Source organism: Streptomyces sp. NPDC052016 (assembly GCF_044548445.1).
In the GTDB taxonomy this organism is placed as follows: domain Bacteria; phylum Actinomycetota; class Actinomycetes; order Streptomycetales; family Streptomycetaceae; genus Streptomyces.
Genome location: NZ_JBIUBX010000004.1, coordinates 158,639 through 179,780 on the forward strand (window position 1 = coordinate 158,639; position 21,142 = coordinate 179,780).

At 69.1% G+C, this 21,142-nt stretch carries 19 protein-coding genes and 5 pseudogenes; 9 read left to right on the top strand and 15 right to left on the bottom strand.

From position 1 onward, the window contains the following. Positions 1–60: 60 nt before the first annotated feature. From ACIHAR_RS07270 to ACIHAR_RS07290, 5 genes and pseudogenes are all read right to left on the bottom strand, one after another. Positions 61–612, bottom strand: a complete 552-nt coding sequence (locus ACIHAR_RS07270; protein WP_400017636.1) for an SMI1/KNR4 family protein — start codon at positions 610–612, stop codon at positions 61–63. 156 nt (positions 613–768) lie between these two features. Continuing rightward, positions 769–996, bottom strand: coding sequence for a hypothetical protein (locus tag ACIHAR_RS07275; protein WP_400017638.1), 228 nt, complete (start codon positions 994–996; stop codon positions 769–771). 93 nt (positions 997–1,089) lie between these two features. Next, positions 1,090–2,082: pseudogene (locus ACIHAR_RS07280) on the bottom strand (zinc-binding dehydrogenase). A 16-nt stretch (positions 2,083–2,098) separates the two neighbouring features. Further along, positions 2,099–2,509: pseudogene (locus ACIHAR_RS07285) on the bottom strand (aldo/keto reductase); the annotation flags it as partial. 292 nt (positions 2,510–2,801) lie between these two features. Further along, the gene (locus ACIHAR_RS07290; RefSeq protein WP_400017640.1) at positions 2,802–3,470 is read right to left on the bottom strand and encodes a TetR/AcrR family transcriptional regulator; all 669 of its coding nucleotides are present in this window, start codon (positions 3,468–3,470) and stop codon (positions 2,802–2,804) included. Between ACIHAR_RS07290 and ACIHAR_RS07295 the strand changes: the two genes are divergently transcribed. Continuing rightward, a complete protein-coding gene (locus tag ACIHAR_RS07295; protein WP_400017642.1) occupies positions 3,469–3,882 on the top strand; it encodes a VOC family protein in 414 nt (137 codons plus the stop codon). The genes ACIHAR_RS07290 and ACIHAR_RS07295 overlap by 2 nt on opposite strands. A gap of 35 nt (positions 3,883–3,917) precedes the next feature. On the opposite strand, the pseudogene ACIHAR_RS07300 reads toward ACIHAR_RS07295, so the two are convergent. Beyond that, positions 3,918–4,849, bottom strand: a pseudogene (locus ACIHAR_RS07300) (LysR family transcriptional regulator). A 42-nt stretch (positions 4,850–4,891) separates the two neighbouring features. On the opposite strand from ACIHAR_RS07300, the pseudogene ACIHAR_RS07305 reads away from it, so the two are divergent. Continuing rightward, positions 4,892–5,563: pseudogene (locus ACIHAR_RS07305) on the top strand (SDR family NAD(P)-dependent oxidoreductase); the annotation flags it as partial. 20 nt (positions 5,564–5,583) lie between these two features. Here the strand turns inward: ACIHAR_RS07305 and ACIHAR_RS07310 are convergent. The 3 genes from ACIHAR_RS07310 to ACIHAR_RS07320 are packed head-to-tail and all read right to left on the bottom strand — an operon-like array spanning position 5,584 to position 8,379. After that, positions 5,584–6,606, bottom strand: a complete 1,023-nt coding sequence (locus tag ACIHAR_RS07310; protein WP_400017643.1) for an SDR family oxidoreductase — start codon at positions 6,604–6,606, stop codon at positions 5,584–5,586. A gap of 10 nt (positions 6,607–6,616) precedes the next feature. Next, a complete protein-coding gene (locus ACIHAR_RS07315) occupies positions 6,617–7,333 on the bottom strand; it encodes a DUF998 domain-containing protein (protein WP_400017645.1) in 717 nt (238 codons plus the stop codon). Further along, positions 7,330–8,379, bottom strand: a complete 1,050-nt coding sequence (locus ACIHAR_RS07320) for an aldo/keto reductase (RefSeq protein ID WP_400017647.1) — start codon at positions 8,377–8,379, stop codon at positions 7,330–7,332. Before ACIHAR_RS07320 ends, ACIHAR_RS07315 begins: the two co-directional genes overlap by 4 nt. Positions 8,380–8,455: 76 nt before the next feature. Here ACIHAR_RS07320 and ACIHAR_RS07325 point away from each other — a divergent pair, with 76 nt between their 5' ends. The 3 genes from ACIHAR_RS07325 (at position 8,456) to ACIHAR_RS07335 (ending at position 10,355) form a co-directional block, all read left to right on the top strand. Next, positions 8,456–8,989: a TetR/AcrR family transcriptional regulator gene (locus ACIHAR_RS07325; RefSeq protein ID WP_400017649.1), complete on the top strand. Its 534-nt coding sequence runs from the start codon at positions 8,456–8,458 to the stop codon at positions 8,987–8,989. Between the two features lie 123 nt (positions 8,990–9,112). Beyond that, the gene (locus ACIHAR_RS07330; protein ID WP_400017652.1) at positions 9,113–9,580 is read left to right on the top strand and encodes a hypothetical protein; all 468 of its coding nucleotides are present in this window, start codon (positions 9,113–9,115) and stop codon (positions 9,578–9,580) included. 379 nt (positions 9,581–9,959) lie between these two features. Continuing rightward, on the top strand, positions 9,960–10,355 hold the full coding sequence (locus ACIHAR_RS07335; protein ID WP_400017653.1) for a hypothetical protein: 396 nt from the start codon (positions 9,960–9,962) through the stop codon (positions 10,353–10,355). Here the strand turns inward: ACIHAR_RS07335 and ACIHAR_RS07340 are convergent. From ACIHAR_RS07340 to ACIHAR_RS07350, 3 genes are all read right to left on the bottom strand, one after another. Further along, complete coding sequence (locus ACIHAR_RS07340) at positions 10,352–10,936, bottom strand: TetR family transcriptional regulator (RefSeq protein WP_400017655.1); 585 nt, start codon at positions 10,934–10,936, stop codon at positions 10,352–10,354. The genes ACIHAR_RS07335 and ACIHAR_RS07340 overlap by 4 nt on opposite strands. Positions 10,937–11,019: 83 nt before the next feature. After that, positions 11,020–11,427, bottom strand: a complete 408-nt coding sequence (locus ACIHAR_RS07345) for a nuclear transport factor 2 family protein (RefSeq protein ID WP_400017657.1) — start codon at positions 11,425–11,427, stop codon at positions 11,020–11,022. Positions 11,428–11,632: 205 nt separating this feature from the next. Further along, positions 11,633–11,902 carry a zinc-binding dehydrogenase gene (locus ACIHAR_RS07350; RefSeq protein WP_400017659.1) on the bottom strand — a complete coding sequence of 90 codons (270 nt, stop codon included), beginning with the start codon at positions 11,900–11,902 and terminating at the stop codon, positions 11,633–11,635. A gap of 94 nt (positions 11,903–11,996) precedes the next feature. Between ACIHAR_RS07350 and ACIHAR_RS07355 the strand changes: the two genes are divergently transcribed. Next, positions 11,997–12,218: a hypothetical protein gene (locus ACIHAR_RS07355; protein WP_400017661.1), complete on the top strand. Its 222-nt coding sequence runs from the start codon at positions 11,997–11,999 to the stop codon at positions 12,216–12,218. On the opposite strand, the pseudogene ACIHAR_RS07360 reads toward ACIHAR_RS07355, so the two are convergent. Both ACIHAR_RS07360 and ACIHAR_RS07365 read right to left on the bottom strand, forming a co-directional pair. Further along, positions 12,150–12,473 (bottom strand): annotated as a pseudogene (locus tag ACIHAR_RS07360) (alcohol dehydrogenase catalytic domain-containing protein); the annotation flags it as partial. The gene ACIHAR_RS07355 and the pseudogene ACIHAR_RS07360 overlap by 69 nt on opposite strands. A 103-nt stretch (positions 12,474–12,576) precedes the next feature. Then, entirely contained in the window at positions 12,577–13,236 is a 660-nt protein-coding gene (locus ACIHAR_RS07365) for a TnsA-like heteromeric transposase endonuclease subunit (protein WP_400017663.1), read from the bottom strand. Between the two features lie 225 nt (positions 13,237–13,461). Here ACIHAR_RS07365 and ACIHAR_RS07370 point away from each other — a divergent pair, with 225 nt between their 5' ends. Next, positions 13,462–14,322: a Ku protein gene (locus tag ACIHAR_RS07370; protein ID WP_365453256.1), complete on the top strand. Its 861-nt coding sequence runs from the start codon at positions 13,462–13,464 to the stop codon at positions 14,320–14,322. Between the two features lies 1 nt (position 14,323). On the opposite strand, the gene ACIHAR_RS07375 is transcribed toward ACIHAR_RS07370, so the two are convergent. Beyond that, complete coding sequence (locus ACIHAR_RS07375) at positions 14,324–14,668, bottom strand: DUF6233 domain-containing protein (protein WP_400017666.1); 345 nt, start codon at positions 14,666–14,668, stop codon at positions 14,324–14,326. A gap of 1,052 nt (positions 14,669–15,720) precedes the next feature. Between ACIHAR_RS07375 and ACIHAR_RS07380 the strand changes: the two genes are divergently transcribed. Next, positions 15,721–18,489: a PQQ-dependent sugar dehydrogenase gene (locus tag ACIHAR_RS07380; protein ID WP_400017882.1), complete on the top strand. Its 2,769-nt coding sequence runs from the start codon at positions 15,721–15,723 to the stop codon at positions 18,487–18,489. Positions 18,490–18,505: 16 nt separating this feature from the next. Then, complete coding sequence (locus tag ACIHAR_RS07385; protein ID WP_400017668.1) at positions 18,506–20,269, top strand: lectin; 1,764 nt, start codon at positions 18,506–18,508, stop codon at positions 20,267–20,269. The last annotated feature ends 873 nt before the right edge of the window (positions 20,270–21,142 follow it).

Consider the following 21,142-nt stretch of genomic DNA (forward strand, 5'->3'; position numbering starts at 1 on the left):
GATCTCGACGTGAAATGACCCCACTGTCATGTTCACGCACGTGGAACGGGCAGCCGCCCGTCAGACCGGCTGCCCGTCGAAGGGGGCTCCGGAGCCTGGCTCGAACGTCATGCCGAGGTCGTACTGCGCGATCCCGAACGGCTGGAAATCGGCATCGGCGAGGACGCGGTAGAGGAACTCGGAGGTGGACATGTCGTACCGGTCCCATGGGCCGCCGTCGTCGGATCGCGCGAGGATGGGGTACTCGCCGGGCAGCGCGGCATCGATCAGCCAGCAGTACTGGTCGGCCCATTCGGTGGCGCCCCACTCAACCAACCCCTTGCCACCCGGTGCGTAGATCACATAGGGATCGACGGCGGAGACGTCTCCGTACTTGCCGTCCTGGTCGACCGACAGGGCGACCCGCCACTGTGTCAGGAAGTCGAACGAGACGCCCTCGTCACGCGCCAGAAAGTAGACGGAATCACTGAAGACGCCGCCGCCGAACGCCTCGTAGAGCTCCTTGTAGTCCGCCGGCAGCGGAACCCCCAGCTGTCCCTCGATCGCCGCCCAGTCGACGGAGATCCCGAGCGGCTCCCACCCGGTCAGTTCGATCACTCGCTGCACCCACATGCAACCATCATGTAGCACCGATCTTCATGGGGTCGTTGTGGGTTCTCACCGGCCGCGTCACATGACGCGCTCCTGACCAACAGCTATGTGGTCGATCTCGGGCGGGTGCTCCGGTCCCTCGGTCTCAGAGCGGTGTCATTTCCTGCCCGGCACGGGCTACTTCGCGTTGTCGAGGGCAGGGAAGAGGGCGCGGGCGGCCTCCGGGCCTGGTGCGACGAAGATGCCGTCCGCCCGAACGAGGATGGTGGACGGGGCCTCTTCTGTGGCGATCGAGCCTTCCACGAAGACCTTTCGGCCGTCGGTTCCCGTGACTCGGGCCATGACCCGCAAGGGCGCCTCCAGGGGAACCGGGCCGTGATACCGCATCCGGAGCGAGATGGTCATGCCCGGACTTCCGGCGGCGGCGCATGCCGGCTGGTGGTCTGGGGCGAGTTCATCGATGTCTCTGTGTACGTGTCGGAGGCCGAGACGCGGTTGTCAGCGTGCGGCTGTGGGCGGGGTGGTGTCCCGGACGAAGACCGGCTTGAGGCGTTTCTCCGGCAGGGCTGGGGGAGGTCTTCCCAGTCGAGCACGTGCGAGACGACCCGTTCGGGGGCGACCGTGCCGGATGCGGCGAGTTCGAGAGCGTCGGGGATGTGGGTCCGAACGTTGCTGGTGAGGTACATGTCGAGCAGCGGAGTTCGCCGGGGCGGAAGTGATTGCCGGCCGATTCGCAGATGCCTTCGGAAGCCAGGGACCTGACGGCGAGGGCGAGCTGGTCGACGCGGCCGGTGGCCTCGACGGCCAGGTCGAAGCCGTGACGAATCGGTTCGATCGCCTCGGCGGTGCGGGCGCCGAAGCTCTCGGCGAGCTTGCGGTGTTCGGGGTCGGGGTCGACGTAGAGGATGTCGGATGCGCCGACGGCGCGGGCGATGTCGCACACGTACAGGCCGATGCTGCCGCGGGCGACGACCAGTACCCGGGCGCTGGGCCGTGCCTTGAGGTGCGGCGCGACCAGACGCCAGGACAGGGACCAGTTGTCGCTCGCAGAGGCCATCGCGACCGGGTCGAGGCCGGCGGGCAGCGGCGCCAGCATGGCGTCCGCGTAGGGAACGCGGAGCAGGTCGGAGAAGAGGCCGCCCCAGCTGCCGCCGATGGGTGCGCCGTACATCGCCATGTGCGGTACGGCCGCGCAGTGGGCGGTCAGTCCGGCGCGGCAGTTGTCGCAGGTGCCGCAGTTGATGGACCAGGGGACGACGACGAGGTCGCAGGGTGCCACGGTGGTCACGGTGTCGCCGATGTCGACGACGCGGGCGCCGCCCTCGTGCCCAAGGGCGAACGGAGCTCGATGAAGCCGTGTCCGGCCAGGATCGCGGAGTCGACGTCACAGGAGGTGGCGGCGACCGGCGCGACGATCGCCGCCTGGTCGGACCGGAGCTCGGGGTCCGGGGCCTCGCGCCACTCGACGGTGCGGCGGGCGACGTACGTCATGGCGGCGGCCATGGGACTGGTTCTGCACGGCGGCGACCGGTGCGGTGGCGCGAGCCTCCGCGAGATGGGCGGTGTCGACGTTGCTGAGGCCGAGGTGACGGATCAGGCCCTGCTCGCCCAGCGCGGCCAGCGACTCGAAGCGCTCAGCGAGCGACTCGCCGTGCGGGGGCGTCATCGCCCCGACGCGCAGGCAGGCGAGATCGCAAAGGTCCACGCCCAGACCGTCGAGGTTGGCTTCGACGAAGCCACGCATGTCGGCCGGGGTCCCGTGGTGGAGACCTTCGGGGCGGATGAGGGGGCCCACCTCGGTGGCGATGACCAGGTTGGCCTGGTAAGGGGAAAGCGCCTCGCGGATCAGGGTGTTCGCACGCGCGGCGCCGCCGTGGCCGAGGTAGAGGTCGGCGTTGTCGATGTGATCGACTCCGAGTCCCGAGCCGGCGGGAGATGGGTGATCATCCACCCGTCGGAGCGCATTCGGCGTCGTGGATCGGCAAGTCTCACGGGGACGCCATGTGCGCCGTCCATGTGGCAGGAGGCTGAGAGTACGACACGCAGCGTGGGACCCTAAACTGGTTGTGGGATCTCACTGACCGTTTCCAAAACGATGCTGCGACCTGGGACTTCAGCTTGTGTCTCGCTCCGTGTCCCGGTGAGTCAGTCTCACGAACGTTGCCCTTCCTTGTCCTGTGGCTGCGCGCCAGGGTTCGCCTCTTGGGCGATCACGAGCTGGCGTCCTGTCTCGCGATTGCCCGCGCCGTGCGGGCGGCTTTCTCCTCGGTCTCCGAGAGGGCGGCGTTTCCCACACCGAACAGGCCCTGCCGCAGGAAAACTGCCAGGCCGTGGGCGGCAGCGGCGATCCTGAGCAGCAGGTCGAACGCGGCGTCCGGGTCTGAGATGAGCTGTCGGGCCACAGGCAGTAGGAGGCGGGCCACCTCGTCGCCTGCCGCGGCCAGTTCGGCGAACCTGGACTTGTCGAGGCCGGCATTGAAAGTTACATCGAATAGAGCGGGTTCCTCGGCGGCGAATCTGACGTATGCCGCCGCGAAGGACGCCAGTTGTTCGACGGGGTCCTCGATGCCCTTCACGGCCGCGGCGAAGCGATGGCGTTGTTCGCGGTAACCCTGTGTGGCGAGTTCAGCCAGCAGCGCGTCCCGGTCGGTGAAGTGCTTGTACGGCGCCGCGACACTCACTCCGGCCCGGCGGCTGGCTTCGGCCAGGGTGAAGCCGTGCGGACCTCGCTCGCCGACCAGCTCCAAGGATGCCCGCAGGAGGGAGTTGCGCAGGTCGCCGTGATGGTGGCCGACGGGGCGTCGGGTAACTGGAGGGGCCATGCCCGATAGGTTAACATCGCTTACCAGGTAAGTGACATTAACCATGGGAGTCGCCATGTCCGTTGCTCGCTTTCACCACGTCAGCCTCTCGGTCGCGGACCTTGCCGCGCAGGAAGCCTGGTACGCCGACGCGTTCGGGCTCACGCAGGTGGAAGAGCGCCTGGAGCTGCCTGAAGCGGGAGTCCGTACCGTCGTGCTGGGTGATGCGGCGGGCCTGCGGGTGGAGTTCGTCGAACGGTCCGGCTCGCGCCCTGTCTCGCACACCGATGCTTTTGCCGCCACCGCCGTACAGACCTTCACTCACCTGGCACTTCAAGTCCCTGATCTCGACGACGCGTTCGCCCGCCTGACGCAGGACTGCGGGGCTACTGCGGTCTCCCCACCCGCCCCCGGCGTCAGTGAAGGCATGCGCTACGCCTACGTCGCCGACCCGGAGGGCAATCTGCTGGAACTGATCGAGACGTCCTGAGAGGTGCGGGTCAGGCCGGCGCAGCACGGCACTACTCATGCGGTGGGATGGGGCGTGTGGGCGTCGAGTGCCGTCGCGCGGAGGACGGCGGCCACCCGTGTCACGGCCGGCGTCGGTGGGTCGGGCAGGCGGGCCAGGAGCAGGCGCCGCTGTTCCTGCGGGCCGCCGCGGACGGGGAGAACCCGCACGCCGGGGGGCACCGCGGAGACGAGCGAGGCAGGAAGGGTCGTCAGCCCGCACCCTGCGGCGACCAGGCGGAGCTTGGCCAGCCAGTCGCGGGCGGTGAAAGCGATCTCGGGACGCTCGTCCAGACCCGGCCACACGCCCATCAGGCGGTCCTCTCCCGAGGAGGACCCGGCGATCCAGCGCTGCCCCCACAGATCGGCCACGTCTACGTAGGTGCCGCGGGCGAGGGGGTGCGTGGCGGGCACCGCGAGACGCAGCGGGCGTTCGGTGAGTGTCTGCAGTGCCAGTGGGGGCGACTCGGTTCCGGCGCGCGGAACGGTGGCGCCGAGGCGAGCAGGGCCAGATCCAGGCTGCCCGCCCGCAGCGCGCGGACCAGTGCCGGGGTTCCGCCCTCGCGGCCGACGACCTCGAGTCCCGGATCGCTTTCACGCAGTGCGGCAAGGGCTCGGGGCAGCAGCACGGCACCGGCGCTGGGCACCCATCCCAGCCGGACCGTCCCGGTCTGCTCCGGCAAGCCCGACAGCTCCCTGGCGGTCGCGGCGATCTCGTCGAGCACGACCGTCGCGCGGCGCATGACGACGCGGCCGGCGGGCGTGAGCCTGGCCCCGTCGCGCCGCCGCTCCAGCAGTTCGGTGCCTGCCGCGCGCTCAATCGCGGCGATCTGCCGGGAGACCGCGGACTGGGTGTAGCCGAGCGACGCCGCGGCCGCGGTGAAGGTTCCCTGTTCGGCCACGGCCCGCAGGACGCGCAACGCAGTGAGTGACACATCAGTGAAGTCCATGATGTTTACGCATACTAGCTAATCCGAACTTTCGTTGGACTCATGACCGATCTCGCGTCCATCACGGCCTTCACCACCGCCTGGCAGGGCCCGCTGCACGTCCTGGTGAACAACGCGGGCGTCATGGCCTGCCCCGAGCAGTACACGGAGCAGGGCTGGGAGTGGCAGTTCGCCACTAACCACCTCGGCCATTTCGCCCTCGCCACCGGCTTGCACAGCGCGCTGGCCGCCGACGGCAACGCCCGCGTCGTGGTGGTGAGCTCCACCGGCCACCAGCAGTCACCGGTCGTGTGGGACGACGTCAACTTCGCCTTCCGCCCCTATGACCCATGGCTCGCCTACGGACAGTCCAAGACGGCCAACGTCCTGTTCGCGGTGGAGGCGACCCGACGCTGGGCCGACGACAACATCACCGCCAACGCCCTGATGCCGGGCGCCATCTACACGAACCTGCAGCGGCACACCGGCGGCCGGGGCAGCGGCCGCGTCCCCGCCGAGCTGATCAAGACTGTCGAACAGGGCGCCGCCACGTCAGCGCTCCTGGCCACCTCGCCGCTGCTCGAAGGCATCGGCGGCCGCTACTTCGTCGACTGCAACGAGACCGAGATCGTCGACCGCCGCTCCCTGCACGGCATCGCCCGCTACGCCATCGACCCGGCGGGCGCGCGGCGCCTGTGGGACCTGTCGCAGGACCTGATCACCGGCGCAGCGTGATCGAGGTATCGCCGACGAGGTCATGCGCCGATGCCGTGGGCGAGCAGGCTTTCGGCGGTGTCCGCAATCGTGTCCTCGATCGGACGCGCCTTCCAGCCGAGGAGCTTCTCCGCCTTCGAACCGGTCGCGTCGAGGTCGCGGCCCAGCTGGTGCCTGAGCAGGCGCAGTTCGGGGTTGACGGTGGCCAGGGCCCGGGTGAGCCAGACGGGCAGTTCGCGGGTCGGGGCCTTGGCGGCGCGTTCGCCTAGGCGGTCGTGCAGGATGCGGGCGATGTCGACGACGCGCAGGCTGTGGCCCGCGACGGCCAGGAAGCGTTCGCCGGCGGCGGCGGGGTTGGTCATGGCGCGCACGTGCAGGTCGGCGACGTCGCGGACGTCGACGTAGCCCATGCCGAAGGGCGGGCAGGCGGGGACGCGTCCCTCCAGCATCCTGCGGATCAGGCGCAGGGAGGGCGGGTCGTCGGGGCCGAGGAGCGGGCCGAAGACGCCCACGGGATGTACGGCGGCCAGTTCCATACCGCCGCCTTCCTCCCGGATGAACCGCCAGGCGGCACGCTCGGCGAGGGTCTTGGAACGCTGGTAGGGCGGGATGTCGGCGTCGACGTTGGTCCAGTCCTCCTCGGTGAACGGGGTGGAGCGTGGGGGGTGTCCGATGCCGATGGCGCCGAAGGCGCTGGTCAGCACGGTACGGCGGACGCCCGCGTCACGGGCGGCGCGCAGGACGCGCAGGACCCCTTCGCGGGCCGGGACGACCAGGTCGTCGTCGCTTGCGGGGGTGTGACGCAGGGTGGGTGAAGCGACGTGGAGGACGTGCTCGCAGTCGGCTACGGCGGCGTCCCAGCCGTCGGAGTGCTGGAGGTCGGCGCGTAGGACGGTGAGCCGGTCGTCGTCGAAGACGGCGGCCTCGTGCAGCCAGGAGCGCAAGGCCGGTTCGCGCTGTGGGTCGCGGACGGTGGTGCGGACGGTGTGGCCGGCGTCGAGGAGGGCGACGATGCACCAGCTTCCGATGAATCCGGTCCCTCCGGTGACCAGTACGGGTGTCATGGGTGTCTCCTCAGCTGGTGGCGTGGGTGGGAAGGGGGGTGGGTGGGGGTGTCACGGGCAGTCGTCGGGCGGCGATGGCGCTGGCGAGGAGGGCGTGACTGATCATGATCGGGTAGATGACGGCGCGTTCGAGCAGGCCGATGTTCCACATCCAGCCGGTTACGGCGTCGGCCATGAAGAGCGGGAAGGCGACCAGGCCCGCGGTGCCCAGGGCGATGCTCGCGGTCGAGCGGCGGCGGCTGAGGCCGATGCGTGCGCCGTTGGCTCCGACGGCGATCGCCATGACGTTGCCGGCGAGCATGACGGTCTGCGCGCCGAGCGTGTGGAGGGCGATCAGGCCGTTGTCGACGTTGGCGTTGGAGCCTTGGAAGATGCCGACGAGGCCGACTCCGGCTCCGGCCAGGACGGCGAGTATCACGATGAGGGTCGGGCGGAGGCCCTTGCGCGGGTCGAACACGAGGAACGCGCCGACGGCCAGGAGGATGCCGTAGACCACCCAGCCGGTGTTCATGACGGCGCCGAGGGGTGAGTTGGCGACTTGCCCGAACGCGGTCTGGGGCGGGCCGGTCAGGCCGAGGTGGCTGACCCAGTTGTGGAAGGGCGAGTACGGCGGGTCCTGCCAAGCGGCGGCGGTGACGAACTCGGCCAGCCAGGACACGAGCGGGCCGAGCAGGATGAGGAGGCCTCCGGCGCGGGCGGCCGGGCCGGAGCGGACGATGGGGTTCATGACAGGGCCATTCCGGGGATGCGCCGGCGGATGGCCTCCAGCTCGGCTTCGTCGGAGACGCCCTGCCAGTCGTAGCGCGGGGTGTACGGGGCTTCCAGGGCGCGCACCTCGTCGTCGGTGAGGTCGATGTCGAGGGAGGCCACGGCCTGGTCGATCTGGCGGATGGAGCCGGCGCCGACCAGCGGCGCGGTGACCACCGGCCGGCGGCGCAGCCAGGCGAGCGCGATCTGGGCGCGGCTCGCGCCGTGCGCGTCCGCCACCTGGCCGACCGCGTCGATGATCGCCTTGTTGGACGCTTCCTGCGCGGGTGAGTAGAGCAGATCGGCGTAGGCCGCGTCGGTTTCGGAGCGTGGCGTGGAGCGGGCGTCGTCCCAGGCCCGGGCCAGGCGGCCGCGGGCCAGGGGGGACCAGATGAGGGTGCCGACGCCTTCGTCCAGGCACAGCGGGATCATTTCCCGTTCCTCTTCGCGGGCGAGGAGGTTGTAGTGGTTCTGCATCGACACGAACCGCGCCCAGCCGTGCTGCTTCTGTAGGTGGAGGGCCTTGGCGAATTCCCAGGCGTGCATGGAGGAGGCGCCGAGGTAGCGGACCTTGCCGTCCTGCACGAGGTCGCTGAGGGCCTGGAGGGTCTCCTCCCAGGGGGTGGAGTGGTCGTTGCGGTGGATCTGGTAGAGGTCGATGTAGTCCGTGCCTAGGCGGCGCAGGGAGTGGTCGACCTCGGTCATGATCGCCTTGCGTGACAGTCCGCGTCCGTTCGGGCCCGGGCGCATCGGGTGACGCAGTTTCGTGGCGATGACCACGGCGTCGCGGTCGGCGTAGTCCTTCAGTGCGCGGCCGAGGACCTCCTCGCTGGAGCCGTTGGAGTACAAGTTCGCGGTGTCGAAGAAGTTGATGCCCGCCTCCAGGGCGTGCTTGATGAGCGGGCGGGCCTCCTCCTCGCCCTTCGACCAGACGGGGTGCCCGCGGTCGGGTTCGCCGTAGGTCATGGCGCCGATGGCGATCGGTGACACGTCCAGGCCGGTGGTGCCGAGCTTGATGTAGTGCATGGTGCCCCTCTAAAGTAAGTGGAGAACTCTCCGAATAACGTAGTGGAGAGTTCTCCACTTAGCAAGGGGAGATCTCGTGGTCCGATCCGACGCCCGTGAGAACAGGGCGCGCATCCTCGCTGCCGCCCGCGAGGCGCTGGGCGAGGACGGCGGCACGTCGATGAACCAGATCGCCCAGCGCGCCGGCGTCGGCCCGGGCACGCTGTACCGGAATTTCCCCACCCGCGAGGCGCTGGTCCTGGCCGTCTATCAGGACGAGGTCACCCGCATCACCAGCACCGTGCCCGAGTTGCTGGCCCAGATGTCTCCACTGGAAGCGCTCCGCCACTGGACGACCGACCTCGTCGAGGCCATGCGCAGAAAGCACGGCCTCGGCGACGCCCTGGGCCCGGGCGCGCACCAGGCGATGAGCGAGCAGAGCTACGGGCCGGTCATCGCCGCGATCACCCAGCTCCTCGACGCCGGCAAGAAGGACGGCACTATCCGCTCGGACGCCAACCCAGGAGACTTCCTCCAGCTCACCGGCGCCTTGTGGCGCGCCGTGTCCAGCCCCGAGGACCGGGCACCACACATGCTCGCGCTCATCCTCGACGGACTCCGCACGCACTGATAGACGCCGCGCGCCCTTCGCGCTGGTGGCTGGCGCATCATTCGGCTACCCAACTGTCGATGGCCTTCGACTACCGCAACGTCGACGGCCAGACCCGCAAACCGGCTAGTCACAGCAAGCGGTGTGGACCTGCGATTCGAGACGACGGTCTCCAGCCCGGCCGAGCTCGCTGACTACGACCTGGTCGTGGTCGCCGACGGAAGCAACAGCCTGCTGCGCGACAGCTTCGCGAAGGACTTCGGCCCCAGCACCGACACGGCCACTGCGAAGTTCGTGTGGTTCGGCACCACCTACATGTTCGAGGGCCTGACGTTCGTCTACAAACAGAGCGAGCACGGCGCCTTCGCGGTCCACGGCTATCCGGTCGACGAGGAGAAGAGCACCTTCATCGTCGAAGCGGACCCAGAGACCTGGAGGGCAGCGGGGCTGGACGAGTTCGACGTCAGCCGTCCCCCGGCGAGAGCGATGCGAAGACCCAGCGCTACCTCACAGAGCTGTTCGCGGACCAGATCGGCGGCGCACCGCTGCTGGAGAACAACTCCCGGTGGGGGAACTTCCGCTCCCGCCGGCGAACTCGTGGAGCCGACATGACGCCCGCACCTCGTGGGTACTGCTCGGCGACGCCGCACACACCGCCCACTTCTCGGTCGGATCCGGGAACGAAAATGGCGACGGAGGACGCGATCGTCCTTGCCGACAAGGTCGCCGGCGCAGACCTCCGCACCGCTCTCGCCGAATACGAGTCCGAACGACGCCCTAAGGTCGAACGGATCCAGTCGCTCGGACGCCCCAGCCTGCTGTGGTGGGAGCACTTCGGCCGGTACGCTGGTCGAAATCTGTGCACGGCACTCAGGCAATCGGCCCTCCCCCCGTGGCGCATCAAATACCCTGTCGGCCAAGATCGCCGGACATGGACCGCAGTTCAGCTCAGTCTGTAACGATCTGTAGCGCCTTAAAGACGATGCACCGGATGATGGCGATCGTCATCATCCGGCCTGTGCCCCTGAGCGGTCAGCCCGTCCAGTTCGTTGCCGCGGCGGAGGCGAACTGGGACTCGATCTGTTCCAGACGCTCGCGCAGCGCCGCGCTGATGAACCGGTGCGAGTCACTGCCCAGGACGAGTCGCAGTGGCGCCGGTGAGACGCCAGCCGTGGCGATGATCGCGGCGGCCATCTTCGCGGGGTTGTCCAGCGAGGGGCGGCTGCGGCTCTTCGAGGCCCTGGACCCACGTCTCGGCGATGAACACGGCCGGCTGTCGACCTCCGTCGGCCCCCGCTCGCCGCGCTCGCCACCGGGGATGTCCACTCTGGCGGCAACGCCCGCCTTATCGACGGGCAGCTCGGATCAGGGGCGGGTAGACGCTTAGGGAGCGGTCGGCGGTGTTGCGAGCAGGGCCACGCTGTGTGTGAGGGCTTCGCGTTCTTCGTCGGTCCACGTGTTCGGGTGATTGGCGATGTTTCCCAGGATGAGCGCGGAGATGTGGTCAAAGAGTCGTTCGGCGCTCAGGTGGCTGCTGACCTGCCCGGCGACTTGGGCGTCTTCGATGGCTTTGATCTTGTCGGTGACCGCACGCTGTACAGGGGCCAGCGAGTTGGTGAGTCCGGGGCGTTCGAGATGCTGCCACAAGAGGAGCCGGACGAAGTGGGGGTTTGCCCGGTAGAAGTCGAACACCTGCCGGGCGTAGCCAGGCAGGTCGGTGGCATCGAGTGTCACGGCGTCCTGGGCGCGCAGGACGTGATACTCCAGGACGGCGTTGAACAGGCCGTCCTTGTTGCCGTAATAGGCATAGATCATGCGCTGGTTGGCGTGTGCCAGTTCGGATATGCGCGCGATGCGCCCGCCGGACAGTCCCTCAGCGGCGAACTCTGCCGTGGCGGCCTCCAAAATGCGGCGCCGGGTGTCCTCGGCGTCCCGGGTTGCCCGGCCGGAATCCTGCCTCTGGGCCATGCCTCACGCTCCCACTTGCCGCATACTCGACCCGTCGGCTGCGGTGCAGCCCTGCACCGCAGCCGACGGGGTTTTGCAAAAGGTCAGGCTACGTTCTCGGCCAGCACCTCGTTGGCGTGGATGGTATCGAGGTACTCGCGCACCGACACCAGCTTGCCGTCGCGCACCGTGAACACGAAGACCACCTTGTTGTCGTACGCCTTGCCGGTGGCGGAGACACCGTGCACCTCGGTCTCGACCACGACTTGGTCACCCTCCGCAACAATGTTGTTGATCTTCACGTCCACCCCATTAGGCATATTCGCGCCTATGACGGACATCACTTGATAGAACCCCTCCTTGGAGTGGCTTCCGGCCAGCGGGAACTGCTCCGGCTTGCCTGCGATCCAGTAGGCCAGATCGTCAGCTAGCAGGGCGGTGGGGTCGCCGCCGGAACCCACGGCACCGAAGAAGGCCAGCACCACATTCTTGTTTTCCTCTGTCACGCTCATGGCGTTCCGCTCCTTGCCTGGGTGCGGCCGAGCCGCTCCGGCATTGGTAAGTAGTTTCTTACTTACTAATGTAGGCGACAGCGCCCTGGACGGCAATGGGTGTCCGGTGACGCCGCCGAGGAAGCCGCCGGCCGACCAGATGCCCCTGGACGTCGGCCCGGTGTGCCGCCGACGTCGGTAGCCTCAGGGGCGCTCGAGGTCACGCTCAGAAGGTGAGCACCATCCGGCCGCGGTGGCCGCCGGCTTCCGTCAGGCGATGCGCGTGCGCCGCCTCGGCGGCCGGCAGGACTGGGCCACCCGGAAGTGAGAGCGCGCCACGCTCGGTCAGCTGCCGCAGGTCGTCCAGTTTGGCGTGGTCTCCGACGTAGTCGGGCACGTAGACCGCATGGGCGACCAGTCCGCGCGGCAGGGCACCGTAGATCTCGGTGCCGCGGAAGGCGGCCACCTGTCCGCCGTCCCGAACGGCGCCGAGCACGCCGGTACCCAGGACCGCCGTCGGCGACGCCGTCGGCCCCGGCGGCCGCGATCCGGCGGACGGCCTCGGCGAAGCCGTCGCCGCGGGGGACGACGTGGTCGGCGCCGAGCCGGCGGACGAGTTCCTCGTCGGCGGGGGCGGCGTTGGCGACGACGCGGAGGCCGTCGGCCTTGGCCAGCTCGACGAGGTAGCCGCCCACCGCGCCGGCGGCGCCGGTGACGGCGAGGAGTCTGCCGGCGGTGAGGTCACGGTAGGCGCCGCTGGCGGCGCTGGTCGGCATGACCATCGCCATGACACGGTCGCCCGGGGCCAGTAGGGTCACGTCGTGTCCGACCTCGTCGACCACTCCGGCGGCGTCCTGCCCGGGGATGTAAGGCGCCTGCATGCCGGGATGCCGGAAGAGACCCGCCCTGAGCAGGGTATCCGTCGGGTTGACCGCGGCGGCGTGCACCCGCAGGCGCACCTCGCCCGGTCCGGCGTGCGGAACGGGCACGCTCAGGAGCTGCAGCACCCACCTCCTTGCCCGCCGACGTCGCGGCCATCTCGACGACCTCGACCGTCTCCCCGTCATAGCGGAACCGCGTGCCCACCCCCACGCGGGCCCCGGCACCACTCATGCCGTCCTCCTCAACACAGTGGAAAGGCCAAGGGGTTCAGTGAGATCCGCGTGAAATTCATGGGACCACAACAGGTGATGGACCGCGGCGCGTACCAGCGGCTCGGGCGGACGTGGCAGTAGCGATGCCGTGTGCCCCAGCAGAACGCGGTCGAAGTCGGCACGGCGCAGTTCCTCCACGATGCCCGGCTCGAACAGCCACGGGCGGCGGAAGCCAGCAAGGAAACGGATGTTCTCCAACTCGGCCGGCGGCGGTGTGTCCCACACCTCCGTAACCCCAACCGCGTGCCTCGACCACTTGCCGAGCCCAGGCGAACGTGAAGGACACCACCGGGTCGGACCACCGGCGGCGCGGTTTCACGTCCACCACGACCGGTCCGTGATCCGTGATCAATAGGTAATCCGGAATGTACTTCCGGATCCGCGCCCCAGCCACGGTCTTCAGGAGAAACGGCTGCGCCACGATGCCATGCACCAGCGGATCGAAGTCGGCACACAGCAGGCGTGCGAGCTCCAGCCGCGACTCATAGATCACATGGTCACCCGTGGTGGCTGACCAGTAGGTGCCGGAGTAGTGCCTCTGCTCCTTACGCCACCGGAATGTCCGCCACGGAGCCGCCGTCCTCAGCATGTCGATCGAGACAGCAGACCATTCCAGATCCTCAAGGAGTTGCCCGCTCGTCTGGCGGACGCTGACAGTCGCAGCGAGGCTGTCCATGGCGCTACCCCCAACCCGAGGAACGGCCTACACCACCACGGTGCCGCCCAGGGAGCTGAGGATCAGCGCGTCTCGAGTGTCGTCACCCGAATGGGCGCCGGTGCTGTACAGCGAGTCTCACTTCTGCTGCACAAGTGCAGCCGCGGTGCAGCCAGCTCTGAGACTGTGCAGCAAATCTTGAGACCCTACACTGGTGCTGCTCGGGGCTACCGCGGAGGTTCAGTCATGCCCCGGACCATTTGGTCAGGTGCGATCAGCTTCGGTCTGGTCACCGTGCCGATCCACATCCAGTCCGCCACCGAGGACCACTCGATCCACTTCCACCAGTACCACCTGGAGGACATGGGTCGGGTCCGGTACCGGAAGGTGTGCGAGCTGGAGGACCGCGAGGTGTCGGACGCGGAGATCGGCAAGGGTTACGAGTACGCCAAGGACCAGGTGATCGCGATCCGCGACGAGGACCTGGAGAACCTGCCGCTGCCGACCGCGAAGGCGATCGAGATCCTCGGATTCCTGCCGTGGGAGTCCATCGAGCCGATCCAGATCGGCGAGGGCTACTACCTGGCCCCGGACGGGCAGGTCGCCGCCAAGCCCTACAAGCTGCTGCGGGAGGCCCTGGCGAGGACCGAGAGGGTCGGAGTCGCGAAGTACGCGCTGCGCGGTCGCGAACGGCTGGGGCTGCTGCGGGTCCGCGACGAGGCGATCGTCCTGCACACGATGCGCTGGCCGGACGAGATCCGCGACCCCACCGAGCTGCTGCCGCCTCCGGTGGACGTCCCGGAGGAGGAGATCGAGGGCGCTCTGTCCCTGATGGAGATGATGAGCCGCGACGATCTCGACGACCCCGAGTTCCAGGACAGCTACACCGAGGCCATAGCGAAGGTCATCGAGGCCAAGCGCGAGCACAAGCCCATGCCGCAGGCCCCCGAACCGGAGCAGCCCGGCCGCGTCCTCGACCTGATGGCGGCCCTCACGGAGTCGGTGGAGAAGGCGAAAGCCTCCCGCGGCGAACCGACCGCGAAGAAGCAGCCGGCCAAGAAGGCCGCGGCCAAGAAGACCTCAGGACGGCGCGCACGCAGCGCCTGACTCATGCCTCGCGGAAGCCGAGTGCCGTATCCGGCGTGCAGACCGGGCAGGCCTCGGTGCCGTCGGCCAGCGCGCGCAGCGCCTCCTCCCGGCTGATGCCTTCCGAACGCTTTCCCGCAGCCCAGCACTCGCCGGCGTGGACGTAGGTGGTCCGTCCGGACGGAAGCCGCTCGATCAGCCAGTCCGGCGCCGGTGGCCGGGCATCGACGGCGCGTTGGTTCTGTGCTGCCCGCCGTTGCTGCTGGGCGATCTCCGCCCGAACCCGCTTCAGCGCAAGGACGAGAAACGTCTCCACGGTGCGCAGGCGTCCCAGATCGGGTGGGAGATCGGGCAGTGAATCGTTCACACGTTCGATATTACGGGGAGGCCTCCCGTCCGTCATGACGAGGGGCCACTGTCGCTGCATCGGGAGGGTCGGCGCCCCGGTAGCCGGAGCATGGGGCCTGCTTGAGCAGGGAGCACGATATGCGTCCCTGGGCCGCGACGGCGTCACCGGCGGCCGAAGCGGCAGCGAGGACATCCATGTCTTCCGCGTCGGCCGGTGGGCGGACCACCTCCAGCGCCGGTGCGGTTGCCCCCAGGACAGCCCCGGCGCCAACTCGGCGGCGGCCGGGCGCAGATGGCCGGCGACCCGCACTGCACGCCATGCGCCGCTGTCGCTGTCCAGTCCATCACCCGGCCTCCGCACTCGCGGATCCGGGTCCGAGGCGTAGGGGACGAAGGCGTCGGCTCGCTCGTGCCTCAGGGCGGAGCTGTCCGCGTAGGCCGTCGACTCGAGTGCGGCCGACCCGGATGCGTGGCCCGTCGACGACCAGTCGATGCTGTCCAGATCGCCGATCAGGCGCGGCACTATGCCGAAGGGCGCTGACATCGCAGAGCGTCCCGTATTCCCGCCGTCGCGTGCCCGCGCCGCCCTGACGGCTCATCGGACCCGGAAGTCAGTGGCGCAAAGGGGAGTCGCTGAGCCGGTGGGCGCAGGGAGAGCTGCCGAGTCGGTGGGTGCAAAGGAGGACCCGCTGCCGTCCCGCTGCCGTTGGGGCGCTCTGGCTCCCGTAGCAGCCTGGGCCGCCCGGCCGCCCGGCCGCCCGGCCGCCCGGCTGCCCCTTGTGCAAGCGCTTCGACTTTGTCCCCGTCATGGAAGAAGTGTCGAGATCAAGTGCGAAAGGGGTTACGGACTTCAACAAAGCTCGCTAACTTCCTTGTAATGAACCGGTCATGAGCTGCGGCCGGTGATGACGGCGCGACGGCGCGCGCCTGTGCACCGCTTGGCAGTCCGGCGAGGACTGTTGTCATCCCACCCCACTTTGGGAGACCTCTGTGCGCAAGAAATCGCTCAGACACAGACGTATCCGTTGTCTGCTCACCGCCGTGGCCTTCGCCTTCGGCTGTGCGCTGCCCATGTCCCCGGCAGTGGCCCGCCCCGCGGATCCGGACGGCCGACCCGCGGCAGCCGCCGTCGAGTTCCAACAGGTCACGCTGGCCAAGGGCGTGGCCGAGACCGGCGAGCCCATGACCCTGGCGGTGCTGCCGGACCGATCGGTCCTGCACACCGCTCGTGACGGCACGCTCCGGCTGACGAACGCCGCCGGGACCACCACCGTCGCGGGCAAGCTCGACGTCTACAGCCACGACGAGGAAGGTCTGCAAGGCGTCGCCGTGGACCCCGGCTTCGCGTCCAACCGCCACATCTACCTCTACTACGCGCCCAAGCTCAGCACTCCGGCCGGTGACGCCCCGTCCGACGGCACGGCCGCCGACTTCGCCCCCTTCGACGGGGCCAACCGGCTGTCCCGGTTCGTCCTGAAGACCGACGGCACGCTGGACCTCGCCAGCGAGAAGAAGATCCTGGACGTGCCGGCCTCCCGCGGCACCTGCTGTCACGTGGGCGGCGACATCGACTTCGACGCGGCCGGAAACCTGTACCTGTCCACCGGCGACGACACCAACCCGTTCGCCTCGGACAGCTACACCCCGATCGACGAGCGCTCCACCCGCAACCCCGCCTTCGACGCCCAGCGTTCCTCGGCCAACACCAACGACCTGCGCGGCAAGATCCTGCGAATCAAGGTCAACGCCGACGGGTCGTACACGATCCCCAGCGGCAACCTCTTCGCGCCCGGCACCGCCAGGACCCGTCCCGAGATCTACGCGATGGGCTTCCGCAACCCCTTCCGCATGAGCGTCGACAAGGCCACGGGCATCGTCTACCTCGGCGACTACGGCCCCGACGCCGGCACCGCCAGCGCCACGCGAGGCCCCGGCGGACAGGTGGAGTTCAACCGGATCACCAAGCCCGGGAACTACGGCTGGCCCTACTGCACCGGCGACAACGACGCCTACATCGACTACAACTTCGCCACCGGAGCCTCGGGCTCGGCCTTCAACTGCGCCGCACCCACCAACACGTCACCCCGCAACACCGGCCTGACCAACCTGCCTGCCGCCCAGCCCGCGTGGATCCCCTACGACGGCGGATCCGTTCCGGAGTTCGGCAACGGCTCGGAGTCTCCGATGGGCGGCCCCGTCTACCGGTACAACGCGGCCTCCACCTCCGAGGTGAAGTTCCCGCAGGAGTTCGACGGCGACTTCTTCGCCGGCGAGTTCGGCCGCCGCTGGATCAAGCGCATCGAGTCCGGCGCCGACGGCACCGTGCAGTCCATCAACTCCTTCCCCTGGAGCGGTACCCAGGTGATGGACATGGCCTTCGGACCCGACGGCGCCCTGTACGTCCTCGACTACGGCACCGGCTACTTCAGCGGCGACGCCAACTCCGCGCTGTACCGCATCGAGCACGTCGTCGACGGGCTCGCCCCGACCGCGCAGGCGAAGGCCGACGTCACCTCGGGCAAGGCGCCCCTGACCGTCTCGTTCTCCTCGGCCGGCAGCAGCGACCCGGACGGCGACGCCCTCAGCCATGCCTGGACCTTCGGCGACGGCGCCACCTCCACGGCCGCCAACCCCTCCCACACCTACGCGGCCAACGGCCAGTACACCGCCACGCTGAAGGTCACGGACACCACCGGGAAGTCCGCGACGGCCTCCGTGCGGATCACGGTGGGCAACACCGCCCCCACGGTCCGGCTCGACCTGCCCGTGGACGGCAGCATCCACGACTTCGGGGACGCCATCCCCTTCAAGGTGACGGTGACCGACCCCGAGGACGGCACGATCGACTGCACCAAGGTGAAGGTCACCTTCATCGTCGGACACGACAGCCACGGCCATCCGCAGACCTCGACCACCGGATGCAGCGGCACCCTGCAGACGCTGGCGGACGGCGAGCACGACCCCAACGCCAACATCTTCGGCGTGATCGACGCCGAGTACACCGACCAGGGCGCCGCCGGTCAGCCGGCGTTGACCGCCCATGACCAGCATGTCGTCCAGCCCAGCCACCGCCAGGGCGAGCACTACGGCGCCTCGGCGGGCGTGGACGTCATCAGCCACGGCCCGGCCCACGGCGGGAAGACCGTCGGCAACATCGAGAACGGTGACTGGATCTCCTTCACGCCCTACGCCCTGTCCAACGCGACACGGTTCACCGCCCGGGTCTCCTCCGCCGGCGCGGGCGGCACCATCGAGGTCCGCGCCGGATCGACGACCGGCACCCTGCTGGGCACGGCGACCGTCCCGGTGACGGGCGGGTGGGAGACCTTCCAGGACGTGACGGCCGGCCTGAGCAACCAGCCCGCCGGCTCCACCTCCCTCCACCTCGTCTTCAAGGGCGGCAGCGGCGCCCTCTTCGACGTCGACGAGTTCTCCTTCACCACCACCGGTCCCACCACCCGCAGCGGCGAGGTGAAGGGCGTCAACGGCAAGTGCCTGGACGTGGACAACGCCCAGACCGCCGACGGCACCAAGGTGCAGATCTGGACGTGCAACGGGACGGCTGCGCAGAGGTGGACGGTCTCCGGCGACGGCACGCTGCGGGCGCTGGGCAAGTGCCTGGACGTGTCCGGCGGAGGCAGTGCGGACGGCACGAAGATCCAGTTGTGGACGTGCAACGGCACGGGTGCGCAGGTGTGGGCGGCCCAGTCCGACGGTACGGTCCGCAACCCGCAGTCAGGGAAGTGCCTGGACGCCTCCGGTGGCACCTGGAACGACGGGACCGCGGTCCACCTGTGGACCTGCCACGCCAACACCAACCAGAAATGGACCCTGCCGTAGGAAGGAGGAACCGACCATGCGCACCTGTCTGAAAGCGGCCCTCGGTCTGTTCGCCGCCGCCACGCTCTGCCTGACTCCGCAGGCCGCGGCGGCCCCCGGAGCGGTCAGCCAGTCCGCCACCCAGCCCCTCGGCGCCCCGACGCGCGCGGCGGCGGACCCGGCGTACAAGATCCTCGTCTTCTCCAGGACGGCGGGCTTCCGCCACTCCTCGATCGACGACGGAATCGCCGCCCTGCGCGGCCTGGGCGCCGCCAACAACTTCACCGTGGACGCCACCGAGGACGCGGGCGCCTTCACGGCCGGCAACCTCGCCCAGTACAAGACCGTCGTGTTCCTGTCCACGACGGGCGACGTGCTCAACGCCGCCCAGCAGACCGCCTTCGAGCAGTACATCCAAGGCGGCGGCGGATACGTCGGCATCCACGCGGCCGCCGACACCGAGTACGACTGGCCCTTCTACGAGGGCCTGGCGGGCGCGCTGTTCCACTCGCACCCCGCCATCCAACCCGCCACCGTCGAGGTGGAGGACCGGGCGCACGATGCCACCGCCCACCTGGGCAGCACCTGGCAGCGCACCGACGAGTGGTACAACTACCGCACCAACCCGCGCACCACCGCCCACGTCCTGGCCTCCCTGGACGAATCCAGCTACTCGGGCGGGAACATGTCCGGCGACCACCCGATCGCCTGGTGCAAGGACTACCAGGGCGGCCGCGCCTTCTACACGGGCGGCGGGCACACCGACGAGTCGTACACCGAGCCCGCCTTCCGCCGCCACCTGCTGGGCGGGATCCGCTGGGCGGCGGGGATGACCGAGGCCGACTGCCGCCCGGAGACCGGCTACACGCCCCTGTTCGACGGCTCTTCCACGAGTGGCTGGAAGCAGGCCGGCCCAGGTCGGTTCACCCTCGCGGACGGCACCCTCACCTCCGTGGGCGGCATGGGTCTGCTGTGGCACTCCGCGAAGGAGTTCACCGGGGACTACTCGCTCAAGCTCGACTGGAAGATGGCCGGCGACGACAACTCCGGTGTCTTCATCGGCTTCCCAGCCTCCGACGACCCGTGGACGGCGGTGAACAACGGCTACGAGATCCAGATCGACGCCACCGACGCCGCCGACCGCACCACGGGTTCCGTCTACGGCTTCAAGTCCGCCGACATCGCCGCGCGGGACGCCGCGCTGAACCCGCCGGGGGAGTGGAACACCTACGAGATCCGCGTCACCGGCGAACGGTTGGAGATCTTCCTCAACGGCCGCAAGATCAACGACTTCACCAACACCGACCCCGCGCGGAGCCTGCGACAGGGCCACATAGGCATCCAGAACCACGGGGACGGCGACGACGTGTCCTTCCGCAACATCCGCATCAAGCAGGACGGCGGACAGCAGCCCGGCCCGCGCAGCGGCGAGGTGAAGGGCGTCAACGGCAAGTGCCTGGACGTGGACAACGCCCAGACCGCTGACGGCACCAAGGTGCAGATCTGGACGTGCAACGGCACGGCTGCGCAGAGGTGGACGGTCTCCGGCGACGGCACGCTGCGGGCGCTGGGCAAGTGCCTGGACGTGTCCGGCGGAGGCAGTGCGGACGGCACGAAGATCCAGTTGTGGACGTGCAACGGCACGGGTGCGCAGGTGTGGGCGGCCCAGTCCGACGGTACGGTCCGCAACCCGCAGTCAGGGAAGTGCCTGGACGCCTCCGGTGGCACCTGGAACGACGGGACCGCGGTCCACCTGTGGACCTGCCACGCCAACACCAACCAGAGGTGGACCCTGCCCTGACCGGCCGAACCCCGGGCAGGCGGAAGTGAACCAGCCCCGCCGGTCCTGACGTCGCCCCGCTCACCGGCGTGAGCGGGGCGATGGCGTCGGCGCACGTACCCGCGGGTCACGGTCCGCCTGTACCGGCGGGTCACGGTCCGTCGGTGCGCCGCCGTGATCGCCGGCCGTCCGCTGCGGTCCAGCCCGCGCGCCGGGCTGTTCGGCCGCGTCCGCTTCTTCGGCGGGTCCGCCCATGTGCGCGTAGGACCCGGTTGTCGGCATGGCCGCGATTGAACGTTTCAACTCTCAACCTCAACTTTAGGAAGAGGTTGATGACTTCTGTCGACAAGTGGGCGCACACAACTTAACTCTCGAGTCCATGGACACGCTCCACTTCCACAGTTAGCTCCTGCTACCGAACTGCTTTGAATCGATGCCATGTGCTGGAGAACGCCGTCACCGAGGAAGTCTGCGCGCTCACCGTGGTGACCGGGGTGCACATCAACCGTGGCCCGGCAGTCGGTCGCGCTGCCGTCGGAGCAACTGGCGGTCGCCCGCGGCAGGACCACCGCCTTCGACCCCGGGCTGTGACGCCGTGACGAACCACCGTCACCGGCCGGAGGCCGGCCGTGCCCACGGGCACACGACGGTGCTCGCGGTGACGGAGCGCGGAGGGCGCACGGCACCCCGCCGGGCGGTGACACGGCGGTCCCGCGCCCGTCCTCGTCCACGGGAGCAGGGATCACTCATGAGGGCGTCCGGCCAGGTGCGCTGCAGTGGGTGAGCCGCCGGAGGCGGGAACCGCCCGTCAGGACAGCGTCGACCGGCGGTACCGCCGGAGCGGCACAGCACGCGCTCCCCGCGTCCGCCGTGAACCGGATCTGCCGGGACTTT